This is a genomic window from Candidatus Melainabacteria bacterium (assembly GCA_003963305.1).
GTDB lineage: Bacteria > Cyanobacteriota > Vampirovibrionia > Obscuribacterales > Obscuribacteraceae > PALSA-1081.
Map to the genome: position 1 here is coordinate 231,762 of RXJR01000022.1, position 13,599 is coordinate 245,360.

Annotated in this window: 13 protein-coding genes; 7 read left to right on the forward strand and 6 right to left on the reverse strand. The window is 48.5% G+C overall.

The window, feature by feature from the left end; genetic code table 11:
- Window positions 1-75: 75 nt before the first annotated feature.
- Entirely contained in the window at window positions 76-1,134 is a 1,059-nt protein-coding gene (locus tag EKK48_21810; GenBank protein ID RTL38543.1) for a 3-deoxy-7-phosphoheptulonate synthase, read from the forward strand.
- 23 nt (window positions 1,135-1,157) lie between these two features.
- On the opposite strand, the gene EKK48_21815 is transcribed toward EKK48_21810, so the two are convergent.
- The 3 genes from EKK48_21815 to EKK48_21825 form a co-directional block, all read right to left on the reverse strand.
- Window positions 1,158-3,650: a type IA DNA topoisomerase gene (locus EKK48_21815; protein RTL38544.1), complete on the reverse strand. Its 2,493-nt coding sequence runs from the start codon at window positions 3,648-3,650 to the stop codon at window positions 1,158-1,160.
- Between the two features lie 200 nt (window positions 3,651-3,850).
- Window positions 3,851-4,315 carry an SRPBCC domain-containing protein gene (locus tag EKK48_21820; protein ID RTL38545.1) on the reverse strand — a complete coding sequence of 155 codons (465 nt, stop codon included), beginning with the start codon at window positions 4,313-4,315 and terminating at the stop codon, window positions 3,851-3,853.
- On the reverse strand, window positions 4,290-4,661 hold the full coding sequence (locus tag EKK48_21825) for a transcriptional regulator (protein ID RTL38546.1): 372 nt from the start codon (window positions 4,659-4,661) through the stop codon (window positions 4,290-4,292). The genes EKK48_21820 and EKK48_21825 overlap by 26 nt, the downstream gene beginning before the upstream one ends.
- A gap of 279 nt (window positions 4,662-4,940) precedes the next feature.
- Here EKK48_21825 and EKK48_21830 point away from each other — a divergent pair, with 279 nt between their 5' ends.
- Complete coding sequence (locus EKK48_21830; protein RTL38547.1) at window positions 4,941-5,417, forward strand: VOC family protein; 477 nt, start codon at window positions 4,941-4,943, stop codon at window positions 5,415-5,417.
- Between the two features lie 113 nt (window positions 5,418-5,530).
- On the opposite strand, the gene EKK48_21835 is transcribed toward EKK48_21830, so the two are convergent.
- The gene (locus EKK48_21835) at window positions 5,531-6,313 is read right to left on the reverse strand and encodes a hypothetical protein (protein ID RTL38548.1); all 783 of its coding nucleotides are present in this window, start codon (window positions 6,311-6,313) and stop codon (window positions 5,531-5,533) included.
- 97 nt (window positions 6,314-6,410) lie between these two features.
- Between EKK48_21835 and EKK48_21840 the strand changes: the two genes are divergently transcribed.
- Together EKK48_21840 and EKK48_21845 are read left to right on the forward strand one after the other, a co-directional pair.
- A complete protein-coding gene (locus EKK48_21840; protein RTL38549.1) occupies window positions 6,411-7,202 on the forward strand; it encodes a glucose 1-dehydrogenase in 792 nt (263 codons plus the stop codon).
- 214 nt (window positions 7,203-7,416) lie between these two features.
- Window positions 7,417-8,457 carry an LLM class flavin-dependent oxidoreductase gene (locus tag EKK48_21845; protein ID RTL38550.1) on the forward strand — a complete coding sequence of 347 codons (1,041 nt, stop codon included), beginning with the start codon at window positions 7,417-7,419 and terminating at the stop codon, window positions 8,455-8,457.
- On the opposite strand, the gene EKK48_21850 is transcribed toward EKK48_21845, so the two are convergent.
- The gene (locus EKK48_21850) at window positions 8,441-8,776 is read right to left on the reverse strand and encodes a transcriptional regulator (GenBank protein ID RTL38551.1); all 336 of its coding nucleotides are present in this window, start codon (window positions 8,774-8,776) and stop codon (window positions 8,441-8,443) included. The two genes, EKK48_21845 and EKK48_21850, sit on opposite strands and share 17 nt — an antisense overlap.
- A gap of 202 nt (window positions 8,777-8,978) precedes the next feature.
- Here EKK48_21850 and EKK48_21855 point away from each other — a divergent pair, with 202 nt between their 5' ends.
- Together EKK48_21855 and EKK48_21860 are read left to right on the forward strand one after the other, a co-directional pair.
- On the forward strand, window positions 8,979-10,127 hold the full coding sequence (locus tag EKK48_21855; protein RTL38552.1) for an alpha/beta fold hydrolase: 1,149 nt from the start codon (window positions 8,979-8,981) through the stop codon (window positions 10,125-10,127).
- 126 nt (window positions 10,128-10,253) lie between these two features.
- Window positions 10,254-11,375 carry a diguanylate cyclase gene (locus EKK48_21860; protein RTL38553.1) on the forward strand — a complete coding sequence of 374 codons (1,122 nt, stop codon included), beginning with the start codon at window positions 10,254-10,256 and terminating at the stop codon, window positions 11,373-11,375.
- 162 nt (window positions 11,376-11,537) lie between these two features.
- Here EKK48_21860 and EKK48_21865 read toward each other — a convergent pair whose 3' ends face one another.
- Window positions 11,538-12,611, reverse strand: a complete 1,074-nt coding sequence (locus EKK48_21865; protein RTL38554.1) for a serine/threonine protein kinase — start codon at window positions 12,609-12,611, stop codon at window positions 11,538-11,540.
- 189 nt (window positions 12,612-12,800) lie between these two features.
- On the opposite strand from EKK48_21865, the gene EKK48_21870 reads away from it, so the two are divergent.
- A complete protein-coding gene (locus EKK48_21870; protein RTL38555.1) occupies window positions 12,801-13,571 on the forward strand; it encodes a Stp1/IreP family PP2C-type Ser/Thr phosphatase in 771 nt (256 codons plus the stop codon).
- Window positions 13,572-13,599: the final 28 nt, after the last annotated feature.

Below are 13,599 nucleotides of genomic sequence, written 5' to 3' on the forward strand. Positions count from 1 at the left end.
TCAATCCAGTACGATTGACAGGCGCGACTGGAGCCTGATCGAAAAGTTCAGCCGCCGGTTTATCTGGAGCATGGCATGACTTACAACACCGACGACCTTCGAATCAACGAAATAAAAGAGCTTTCTCCGCCGGCTCACCTGTCACGAGAGTTCCCTCTCACCGCCGCTGCCTCCGCAACCACGTTTGGTGCACGATCAGCAATTCAAAAGATCTTGCAAGGTGAAGACGATCGACTGCTTCTAATCATTGGTCCATGCTCGATTCATGACACTGAGGCGGCAAAGGAATACGCTGCACGCCTCACCGTCGTCCGGGAACGATTGTCAGCAGACGTGGAAGTTGTGATGCGCGTATATTTCGAGAAGCCTCGAACGACAGTCGGTTGGAAAGGTCTGATCAATGACCCCGATCTCGATGGAAGCTTTCAAATCACCAAAGGGCTTCGTTTATCGCGTGAGTTATTGTTGACAATAAATGAGATGGGCTTGCCTGCGGCTTGCGAATATCTGGACATGATAAGCCCTCAGTACATCTCGGACCTGGTCAGCTGGGGTGCTATTGGGGCCCGCACTACAGAATCTCAAACTCATCGCGAGCTGGCGTCAGGTATTTCCTGCCCTGTTGGATTTAAAAATGGAACTGACGGCAACGTCAAGATCGCCATCGACGCAGTAAAAGCCGCTGCCCATCCGCATCATTTCCTGGGAGTGACGAAAGGAGGGCATTCTGCAATCGTTTCGACAAATGGAAATAAAGATTGCCACATCATATTGAGAGGCGGAAAAAAGCCAAACTACGACCGGGAGAGCGTCAATGCGGCTTGTGTTGAAATCAGAAACGCAGGCTTACCTGAGATGTTGATGATTGACGTCAGTCATGCCAACAGCAATAAAAAACATGAGAACCAGATTCCTGTAGTCGAGGACATCGCGCAGCAGATCGCCAATGGCGACCGCCGCATTATGGGAGTAATGGTTGAGAGCAATTTAGTGGCCGGCAAGCAAGAGCTTGAGCCAGGAAAGACATTGACCTTTGGTCAAAGCATCACGGATGGCTGCATCGGATGGGACGAAAGTGTTGAGGTGGCGGAAACACTGGCCAGAGCCGTGCGAGCACGCCGCAAAAGCAGTTAACTGCATGTACAGTTTAGATTGCCTTACTGAGCAGAAACAACTGCCGGCTCAGGTTCTGGTCCGCGTGGACCATTGTCGAATTCGAATCTCACCTTAAACTCGTCATTGATAAACAAGCGCGCATCGAAAGTGCCGGTGCCGGATTTTTTCTTGAATCCCTTAATCAGATCTGTTTTTCGCTCAGTAACCAGTTGCTTCATCTGCTCGTCGCTGAGTGGAACACCACTTACTTCTCGCCAGACAGAAAATGTACAACCGTCACGCCAGCGGCTGCACCCAGCCCCTTTCGGAGTGGGACGAACTGACCCTTTTCCGCATTGTGGACAGGTTCCCAGCCCTTCACCAGAAACACCGGCGCTTCCCTCTAGTCTGACTTTAAACTCTTCGTTGAGGATCAGTTTGGCATCGTATTTGGTGGTACCATCCTTCTTCTTGAAACCTTTAATCAGCTTAGTCTGACCTTTTTCAATCAAGTCTTTGATATCAGAGTCTGCCAGCTTCTTACCGTTGAACTCGCGCCAGATTGTAAATGTACAACCTTCTTTCCAACGGTGGCAACCGGCACCCTTTGGTGTTTCAATTACCACTCCTTTCTTGCACTGGGGACAGGTGCCGAGATTCGGTCCCTTGGGGGGAAGAGAGGTAACGCCACCAGCTGTAATATCAGGCAAAATACGGCGTACAAATTCTGCAATGTCGCCTTCGAACTTGGGCAACGGCAACTTTCCGTCTTGCATATCGGCAAGTTGCTGTTCCCACTGGGCTGTCAGGGCAACGTCTTTCAGATGTGTATGCACCTGATTGAGCAACGCCTTACCTTTACTGGTCGGAGCGAGCCATTTCTTATTTCGCTCGATATATCCAGTCTGCAGAAGCCTTTCTATGATCGCTGCGCGAGTTGCGGGAGTTCCAAGCCCGCGCTGCTTCATGTAACTAGCAAGATCCTCGTCATCAAGGTCACGCCCAGCATTCTTCATTGCTGTCAGCAAAGTTCCGTCATCGTATGGTTTTGGAGGGTTGGTCTTACTTTCCTTGACCTCAACTTTCTGCTTCGGGACCTGCTGATCTTTGACGAGTGGTGGCAACTGTTGCGATTCCTCATCAATGTCTTTGTCCTTCTCTTTGTCCTTCTCTTTCCCCTTCTTCTTTTCCTCTACGGCTTTCGGTTCAAGCACAGTCCAGCCTGGTTCTTTGACGACAAAGCCTTTAGCGCGAAACGAATGCTGAGCCATGGCGATAATAGCTGTAGTTTCGTCACGCACTTCAGGCGACAGAAATATCGACATGAAACGCAGCGCGACAAGCTCATAAACATTCTTCTGTCGCTCCGGCAAGCCCGAGGCTGGTGTATTGTAGGTCGGAATTATGGCGTGGTGGTCTGTCAACTTGGTATCGTCGACATAACTCTTTGAAAGTTTGGGCTTCAACAATGCGACTGTTATCTTGCCGGGAACAATCTGCTCTGCGGCAAAAGCGTCGCGTGCTTTCTGGCTTGTCGACGGTGATTTCAGAACAGTCGATAAAATTCGAGGCAGCTCAGAAACCATATCGTTTGATAAATGTCGTGATTCAGTTCTCGGATAGGAAATAAGTTTGTGCTCTTCATACAAACTTTGAGCGATTGTCAGAGTTTCCTGCGCGGTATACCCGAATCGTCTGTTAGCGTCTTTCTGCAGCGTCAGCAAATCGTACAGCGCCGGAGGTTTTGTTTTCTTCTCGGCTGTAACTACCGAAACGACTTTTCCATGTGTCTCCGGTTGAACGGCTTTGACAATATCTTGAGCGACAAGTTTGTCTTGCAGACGAGTCTGTGGCTCTTCGCCAGGCGTTATGTATCGCGCCATAAAGCCAGGCTCGAAAGTGGCCAGTACTTCGTAGAATGCCGTTGATTTGAAGTTATCAATTGTGTTCTGACGATCCACAATCAACGCCAGAGTAGGTGTTTGCACACGTCCAATCGTGCATAACTGGTTGTTGATGGCAGTGTAGGCTCGCGTAAAATTGAGCCCGACAATCCAGTCTGCATGCGCTCTTGCCGTTGCAGCATCTGCGAGATTATCAAACTCGTTAGCCGATTTGAGTTTGCTGAAGCCCTCTTTGATCGCCTCGGCAGTCAGGGAACTGATCCATAAACGCTCAACTGGTGCGGTGGCACCACTGAGCATATAAATCAACCGGAAAATGTGTTCACCTTCTCGCCCGGCGTCAGTTGCACAAATAATGCTTTCGCAGGACTTATCATCAAAAAGCTTTTTGATGATGTTGAATTGCGTACCGGCCTTTTCCGCCACGCGATATTTCCAGTCGGTGGGAATCATGGGCAATTGTGCCAGCTTCCATGGACCACCCCAGGCGGCATTCATCTCTTCCGGCTCAGCGAGGGTGACCAGATGACCAAAGGCGTAGGTAACTCTGTAATCGTTGCCCTCAAAATATCCATCACGTTTCTGATTGGCACCAAGAACGGCGGCAATGTCTCTTGCAACTGACGGTTTTTCGGCCAATACAACTTTCATATATCTCGCCTACATATGTTCGCAAATTGCTCGACGAGCATGCCCAGTGCAGTCTAGAAGCTGTCGATGCGCGCATAAGTATGACAAGAACTCTCCGTTCTTCGCCAGCGAAGATATTATTATCAAATCACCGAAATTTAATAGCCAAAATCAGCATGGCACCACTGGTGCTAAAACAGACTGTGTTGTACCGTGAAAGCCTAACCAGCTTCGACCAGGTCGGTGATCTTGGTAAAGGCAGCAGTCCAACCGATTGCGTGTCCTTCCACTGATTTTTCCAGAGCAAAATTGGTATGCTCGAGAACTATCTCGGTTGCAGAACCTCTTGAAATAAATTCGACAGATATCAAAGTGTCACTCGCTGGATATTCAGTCGAGTCACTGTTCCATGTATACACCAATTTCCTGTTGGGAACTATTTCTTTGTATGCACCATGAACAGTGACGACAACACCGTCTGGAGCAGTCGTCATGCAAATTTTGTAATTGCCGCCAACCGCTAAATTTTGAGAAACTGAGATATCGGTGACATATTCGCAGCCAAACCATTTTTGCATCTGAGTAGGATCGGTCCAGGCTTTGTAGACGCGCTGAACAGGAGCGTTCACCGTGCGTTGGATCTTAAGTGAATTGGCAGTTTTATTCGTCGTTATTGCTGTCAGCATCGTTTTCTCCAGATGAAGCCTCTTCCATCAAAAATCGTTCAAGCGAATCAAGCTGGTGAATCCAGAATTTGCTGTAGTTTGCCAGCCATTCACTCGCCTCAGACATCGGTTCGGCGCGAAGGCGCAGGTAATGCACACGCCCCTTCACCTCGCGAGTGATCAAGTTAGCGTTCTCAAGTAACTTCAAGTGTTTGGAAATGGCAGGCAATGACATGTTGAACGGCTGAGCAAGTTCCAATACCGAACATCTCCCCTTAGCCGCCAGATTACCGATAATGGCACGCCGGGTTGGATCTGAGATGGCGAAGAAGGTTCTGTCGAGTTGTTCAGAATAGTGTTTAACCATACGGTTATATTTTCCACATCGGCATTAGGAAGTCAACGCTCATTTCGCAGCGTTTTTTTCCCGATATCGGAAGAAATTTCAGACCGATCCTTCAAATCGAGGCGCCATTGCACACAACGAGACATCCGAAGCTGAGCTAGAAAGTCCAGATTTTTCCCGATATCGGAAAAAATTCACAACCCAGAAGGCGAAAATCCAATAGCACATTATTCAACCGTATGGTTTAATAATCAAGTTCCAGTGAATTTAAAACCAAGTTCGATTGCGGAGGAAAAACAGATGGTCAATGCGAAAAGCACAATTCCTGTCGGCTTAAGTACAGTCACAGCGTTTTTGACGGTAAAGGACGTGCGCAAAGCTGTAGCGTTCTACAAAAGAGCATTTAATGCTCAAGAGATTTCCGTTATGGAGATTGACGGGCGCGTTATGCACGGGCAAATTCGAATCGGAAATTCAGCAATCTATATGGGTGAAGAGTGCGCCGAAATGAACAAACTCTCTCCCGAAAGCCGTGGCTTCGCTACAAGCTCGTTGTACTTGTATGTTGACGATGTTGACGCCGCCTTCGCGCAGGCCGTAGATGCCGGCTGCAATGTATGCATGCCTGTCAGTGATATGTTCTGGGGTGATCGCTACGGTCATGTGACTGATCCGTTCGGACAGGAATGGTCAATCGCAACGCATAAAGAAGACCTCAGCCCGGCTGAAATAGAAGCCAAATTCAGACAAATGAGCATGGCTTGTTCTAATAAATAGCCAGGGTCCAAGCAAGCTTGCAGAACAAAACCGACAGCAACTTTTGCTGTCGGCTTTGTCATTTCTACACCATATTTGGTGCTTATGATTCTGGTTTGCCTACTACGAATCAATTATCGTGACAGGTGAAGCTTTTGAGATCGATCCAGCAAGCTTTTGAAAAACTCCAGGGCATCTTTAAGATCAGCCTCTTCTGCAGTGCTGTGAACCACAAGTGTTATTAAGTCTCTGCTTCCGTTGATCAGGAATTCACTTCGTGGGGCCAATCGCAGATAAGCCTCGCGTGCCTTCCAGTCAGAGAAAATCATGCGTGCAAGGTCCGACTCATTAGAAGTCACAGTGCAGATTCGATCGAGCTCAATTGTACCGGCGCGAACCTTCGGCAATTTCATCCATAATTCGCGCTCCAAAAGTTCGTTTGCAACAAAATCCTGATGTTGCCAGTTTGGCATAGCGCTTTTGAGAAATTCCCATATCGCTTTATCAGATGGGCTCGATGCTACAGAAAGAATCTTTGTTAAATCGCTAAGCTTCTTTGTCTTTATAGACAGTTTCGCTTCTCGCTGCAGCGGTTCCGCGGCCGAAACGACGACCATTGGTCCAAAGGGAGGAGGTGCCTGCCACCATCCGGCAAAAGTAATGTTCCACTGCTTATAACCCACCTGTACAAGTGGCAGACTAGTCACGAGGGTCGCTAAACTACCGGAGAGTTCTCGGTAACGAGGCTCCAGATTACTTGAAGAAGAATCGAAATGTGCCTGAGGCATACTAAAGCTGCCATCAACATTGTCAGAAAAGGTTTTCAACTTCTTCTCAAATGCAGTAGCATTTCCTCGCAGTTTATCAACTGTACCGTTCAAGGTATTGAAAATGAAGTTTTGAAAGTCTTCTTTCACGCAGCTTAGCTCCGAGTTTACTTCCCACAATATCATCAGCAAAACGACAAAAAACAAACGCTAACAATGTCAATACAATTCAAATCTGGAGTTAATCGTGAAGTCAAATTGGTCGCTTGAAAATAAAATCGCATTGATCACTGGCGCCTCCAAAGGTATAGGTCTTGCGATAGCAAATGAGTTTCTTCAGTTAGGAGCGGAAGTAATAGTAGTCGCCCGTTCTCTGGAGACACTGCAAAAGGCCTTTGCGTCAGCGGAACACAAGAAGCGAATACATATGGTCGCTGCGGATGTATCAGATCCCAAAGGGCGTGACCTTTTATTTCGAAAGGCAGGCGAACTGGGAAGGTTGGACATCCTGGTAAATAATGTCGGCACAAACATCCGCAAGAAATTGATTGACTTCACAACTGATGAACTAACGTCGGTTATGAACACCAATTTGATGTCCGCACTTGAAGTTACAAAATCGGCTTACCCACTCCTGCTCAAAGGAACAGACGCTAGCGTGATATTCATGTCATCAATGGCTTCTTTTGGTTCAGTCGGATCTGGTGTCATTTATGGTGCCACGAAAGCAGCAATGAATCAGACCACACGTTCTCTTGCACATGAATGGTCCAAGCAGAAGATTCGAGTAAACGCAGTTGCGCCTGGATACATTGACACACCACTCGTTGAAGGCATTTTGAGTAAACCGAGAATTCGGCAGGAAATCGAGCAACGCGCCATGCTTGGTCGAGTAGGACAACCAGAGGAAGTCGCAACGGTAGTTGCGTTCTTAGCCATGCCCGTCTCTTCGTACATCACAGGACAAACAATTATTGTCGATGGCGGCACAACAGCTCACTACTTAGACATGCAGGAGTTAATGGCTCAAAATCCGTAGCCACGATGCCCCACTTATCCCCTCTTGACCTCCCTGGAAGCCCGAAAGCCTCTGAAATTCATGAATTTTTTCCGATATCGGAAAAAATTCGTGAGTTGAGACATCACTTTTCACCGTTTCCGACCAGCCCAGAACTTCATTAAACGGTAATCCCGCCTACAAATTTAGTACGATAGTAATTGAACTATAGAAGCGAGTTCCAAACAGAGGGCTTATGTCAGATTTGTCGGATATATCATTGTCAGTTCTAGATCTCGCACCAGTGGCGACTGGACAGACAGCAGCAGACGCATTCAGAAACACTCTGGAACTTGCGCGCAGCGCTGAACGATGGGGATACAAACGCTACTGGTTGGCCGAACATCATAATCTTCCGGGAATAGCCAGTTCTGCCACTTCCGTATTGATTGGCTATGTAGCAGCCGGTACCTCCAGAATTCGTGTGGGCTCCGGTGGCATAATGTTGCCCAATCATGCCCCGCTCGTTATAGCAGAACAGTTCGGAACGCTTGAATCACTCTATCCAGGAAGGATAGATCTCGGATTAGGTCGTGCGCCGGGCACTGATTCGATCACTTCTTACGCATTGCGCAGAGGACTGACATCGGACGGGCACGATTTCCCGGAACTACTGGCAGAGTTGCAACGCTATTTAACGGCATCCGACCGCGACTTAAAGGTGCATGCGTATCCTGGGTCAGGTCTTAATATACCGATCTGGTTACTTGGCTCCAGCACTTTCAGTGCCAGATTGGCAGCGGATCTCGGTTTGCCTTTCTCTTTCGCCAGTCATTTTGCGCCTGATGAGCTTGATCAGGCTCTAAAACTTTATCGCAGCAAATTTAAACCATCTGCGCATCTGGAACGACCGTACGTTATGGTCGGAGTGCCCGTTATAGCGGCTGATACAGACGCACTTGCATCGAAACTTGCAACTACGACTTCTCAGAAATTTCTGGGACTGGTCAGACGACAGCCAGTTCAAGCAAAACCTCCCGTTGATAACATTGACGAGATCTGGAACGAATATGAGAAAGCTGCCGTGCTGAGTCGCATGGCTATTGCTGCGATCGGCGGGCCGGATACCGTTGCGCGAAAGTTGGGCCAGCTTTTGGAGAGAACAAGGGCAGATGAATTGATAGTCGTCTCAGATTTCTTCGACTTTCAAGATCGCCTACGTTCGTACGAGATACTCTCGAACCTGTGCGGCGCTGCAAAAAGTGCTCAACTGCCGACAATCAACGGCGTGCTTTAATCAGAGAGTTGCCGCTTGCAGCATTCAAGATACTATCTAATAGACCCGGGAACTTAGTTTCCAATTCCTTCCGACGCAGACTAGTCAGGTGTTCACGCCCGTTCACCTTAGTGTTTATCAATCCTGATTCACGCAGCACACGAAAATGATGTGTCATTGTGGACTTCCCCTTTGGCTGCGTACAGCTGAATTGTCCGCAGGTCATCTCACCGTTCTGATCCAACTGCTGAACTACTGAAAGCCGGACGGAATCACTCAGTGCATAGAGCACATTCTCCAGATGTATGTCTTTGAGTGAAGGATGGAAAAACGTCTTCATTGTCGACGGGGCCTTGGTCCAGAGAAATTCAAGTCGGTTCTACAGATGTAGAACTATCTTACTATTTTCGAGCTCGAACAAAAATTGCCAGCTCCTACTAGACTAAATTTGAAGCAGGCGTACCATTTCATCTCATCGACGATGACACAGTAATAATCAAAACGCTGCTGTGCACCACAAATCGGCAGTGTAAAATGCACTGATGACCCAAGTTGGAATTAAATTATCAATGACAAAGATCTGTTTTGCGAAGTTGACCGGAGCTCTGCTGGCCGCTGTCAGCCTGGCTGCAAGTGCACTTAGCGCATTCGCCATCGAAAGCACCATGCCAACCGACAAATATCCAGATGTGGTCAAACCAGAACTGGCGGCTAAATACAAATACACAGAAGACGGTGAATTCAGCCAGAAAATTGGAATTCCAACTTACGAATGGATGCCTGCGGAAGGACCTCCGAAAGCTGTGATTGTAGGGGTGCACGGTCTCACTCTGCATGGGCGAAGATTCAGAGTGCTGGCACGAGCACTGGCAATCAACAATATCGGCTTCGTGTCGTTCGACATGAGAGGATTTGGCAGGTGCAATTTCGAGAATAAATGGAGCACCACCAAAAACGACAGATCGAAAGTACATCTGGAAAAAAGTTACGAAGACCTCGAACAGCTGACAACTCTGGTGAAGGAACGATATCCCGATGCGAAAATAGTACTGCTCGGCGAAAGTCTCGGTTGCACCTTTTGCGTTCGATTAGCGGGCGAACACCCGGACTTGGTTTACGGCATAGTACTCTCCGCACCAGCAGTGAAAGTCAATGCAGACATGATCGTCGGTGCGGGAAATCTCAAACGTGGCATAAAAGCAGCCGTTTCACCACACCATGAAATGGACTTGAATCCATTCATTCGCAACCTTGTGTCCGGTCGCAAACAAGTCACTGCAGAGATGCTCGACGATCCGCTGATAACAAAAAAATTGACACTGGGGGCGCTGCTATCAACAGACGCATTTGTGGACCATACGGCGAAGTGGGGCAAAAAGACTTCAGACAAATTGCCGGTCTTGATCATTCAGGGTAGTCGTGACGAATGCGTCTCGCCTAAACACGTGACGGACTTGATGGCCAACATGCCTTCTGTAGACCAGACCCTGTCCTGGAAAGGACAGTTTGGTCATCTTCAGCTGGAAACACAATATCTCCGCACTGAAGTTCTAGAAGCTCTCGTCGACTGGATGTATGACCACGGAGCGGAAAATCAGATCCAGGTAGCAAATTTCGCCCAGAGCATCAACGATCTGGGCGGATCAGTGGTGCGCTACTCGGCACCAAATACGGTTGCTGACGACAAGTAATTGCGTGCGCCGAACTTCAACAGGTTGAGCAAGCCGGCAAATATTTTGCCAGGCGCTTGTTTTCGGGCTAGCAACCAGAAAAAAAGTCAGGCATAATACTACGAGTCTTCTGCTAAACCGAGCCTAATGTTTAGAAAAACCGGAATCTCTGGACAATTCCAAAACAATCCCGAACTGCCTGCATTGCACCAGCTGTTGTCACAAGCGCTGGAAAATCGTGGAAAACAGATGCAGATTGTTTGGAAAACCCCTTATGGCGCAATCTTTACCCTGATTGTGCTTTGCAATCTGCGAGGAGATCCTCGATGGTGTCTTTATTGTGAGCTAAAGGGCAAAAGGGATTTGCTGTTTGACTACAATAGCTGTGACGTCATCCTCGTCAATAACTTAATCACATCCTCAGTTACAGAGGCTCAAAAGACGGGGCGTTCTCCGTTTGCCGCCGGACAAAAGTTGTCGGCTAAACCTCCAGAATCGGATGTAATACAAAACTTCAATCCTGAACCGCCTGCCGAGATAGAAGCTTCCCCAGCAAAGCCAGAGTCGACGTCAAAGTCGACGTCTCAGCCGACACCTCCAACCAGTTTCCAGCCGGCAGCAGCGCCGCAGGAAATGCCTTTCGCCAATCCCACGCCCTATACACCGCCTTCCGTCGTCCCAACCCGGTTACCATCGCTGCTTCTATGCCCTCGCAACATTGACGGTGAAGCGATTCAAAATGTCATGACGAGCTTGCGCAACCAGCATACGGGAATGTTCATGACACCGGCATTCCTTTATTTCCTTGAGCAAGAATACTTTCGCAATTTGCGCTCTCGAAGCAGTTTATCTGTAATTGTTTTCGACCTGCGGGAAGAAAGTCCGGAAGACGGTAACATGGTACGCAAGAGCCTACCGGCGGCTGCTCTCGTCGAAGCCGTGGTCAGAATAACAGCCTTGAAGAGGCACGTGGACATCCTGGCACACTACGATGATGAATCCTACGCTCTGCTTTTACCACATACCAAGTCAGCAGGAGCGAAAACTCTTGCAAATAGACTGATTCGCAGTTTAACTGACAGACCACTCGCTAATGTTGAACCATCTCGCCTGGCAATTTCAATTGGATGCGCCTCGATTCCTGAAGACTTCGTCGACCTGCCCAAACTTTTAGGCGCAACAGACTTGACCCTATCCCATGCAAAGAAGACACGCACCCGACTGGTCATGTATTCTGACATTCGAAACTCAGTTACTGTAAATCAATAACGATTAGCACGATAGCGATCAAGTAACATCGAAACCAAATATCATTGGTCCAAATGTCATTGGTCCAAATATAATTGGCCAAATACCATTGGAACCGAATTGCAATGGTATTCCGAACGTTCAGGCCAAGCAATGGGCACCAGATATAGTGCACCCAAACAATTAGATTCTTACAAAAAAGAAGAACAGAAGAAAAATACTAAACACCAAAAGAGCATACAGAACCATTTGGTTGAAGAAGTGCCCTTCTGGCTCAATACTTAGTGAGGCAAGCGCATCTCTGAGTTCCTCAACGCTCTGATAGCGGCGACCCGGGTCTTTGGCCAGGGCCGTGAGCACGACATTTTCTAAGTCAGAGGGAATCTTAGCGGCTGGATTTGCACTTTGCAGTGTTGCTGGCAACTTGTTGATGTGTTCCTCCATCACTTCAAACGCGGTTCTGCCTTCGAATACCTGACGACCAGTAAGTGTCTGAAACATCACACAACCTAGAGAATATATGTCACTGCGGGCATCAACAGGCTCCGATAAAATTTGCTCGGGGCTCATGTATTGCACGGTACCGAGGGCAATGCCGGTTTGAGTGAGCGATGGAACACTGTGACTCAGGACCTTAGCCAGACCAAAGTCCAACAGTTTTGCATCTCGCTCCTTTCCTATACTCTGAATAAAAATGTTTGCTGGTTTGATGTCACGATGAACGATGCCTTGCTCGTGTGCCGCAATCAGAGCGTTGCAACACGATAGGAATATGGGGAGCGCTTCCTCTATATCGAGACATTCAAAACGCCGCAATAAGCTAGCCAGGCTCTCGCCTTCCAGGTATTGCATGGCAATGAAGGGTTGCCCGTTGGAGAGCCTACCGTATTCGTATACGGTGCATATACTCGAGTGGTTCAAACGAGCACCCGACTCAGCTTCCCGTTGGAAGCGGGCGGTGCTTTCCGCATTAGTAAGCAGGTGCGGGTGCAAGACCTTAAGCGCAACCACTCTGCTGGGGTGCAGTTGCCGGGCTTTGTAGACCTGAGAGCAGGCGCCAGTGCCTATAAGCGCCAGAATCTCGAAACGGTCATCGCTGGGTATCGCTTCGCCAGACAGTTTCGGGGTCTGAGAAGAAAGACCCAGGATGTTAGCCCAATTTATGGCACCGGTGGGGGTGGAATCCTCCTTAAAGTCCGCGCTGTCGTCACTCCGCACCATATCGATCTCCGACTCACCTGTACTCAGGGACCCCATTGCTCGGCAGCATCTCACAATCTTGCCGCAATAGATGCTGGACACAATATCCCCCAACCAGCGCCAACAATATCCGTGACAACCGGTTTCTCATAAATTCAATCCAGATACTCGTTTTCGGGAATTCACTTTCAACTGCAGACCTACTAGACTTATGGTATTCCGATCCACCTTCCCCGAGGATTACACATGACCCAGCTAAGCTGGAAAGTCGCATCGGTCAGTGACCGTGGGCTTTGCAGAAAGGAAAACCAGGATAACTTCTACGTCAGCCCCGATGAACGCGTTTTTGTAGTAGCAGACGGGATGGGTGGTGTCAAAGGTGGTGCAGAAGCCAGTCGCATCGCAATTGAAACGATTCAAAAACTATGGAAAGAAAGCGCTCCCCACCCGAGCGACAAAGAAGCGATTCAGAAGTGGCTTGTTGATGCCGTTGCACTGGCAAATGAGAACATCTGCGATGCCGCCGATAAGCTTGCCTCATCCTCTCGCATGGGCACTACCATTGTAATTGCCGTGCAAACGACCGGAAAAGAGTTGCACATAGCACATGTGGGTGATTCCCGCGCCTATGTAATGAAAGATGGAACAGCGTCGACGTTGACGAGTGACCACTCGGTTGTAAATGAGATGCTGAAAAACAATCGCATTACAGCGGAGCAATGCCGGACCAGTCCGTTCAAGCATCTCTTAACACGCTGTCTCGGTCATCACAGAGACGTCGAAGTCGAGAAGACTGAAGTTGAAGTAGTGCCCAAACAATGGATTATTTTGTGCAGCGACGGTCTATCTTCGGTTCTTTCCGATGAACAGATAGGTGCATCAATTGAAGCCTGCGACTCTGCAGATCAGGTCTGTCAGAAACTCCTCGCCAAGACCCTGGAAGCAGGAGCCCCAGACAATGTCACTATTGTTGCCATACAGTACGAACCAGCTGACCAGAGCGGCGAAGCAAATTAACTCGGGGATTCTCGGGGATTCTCGGGGA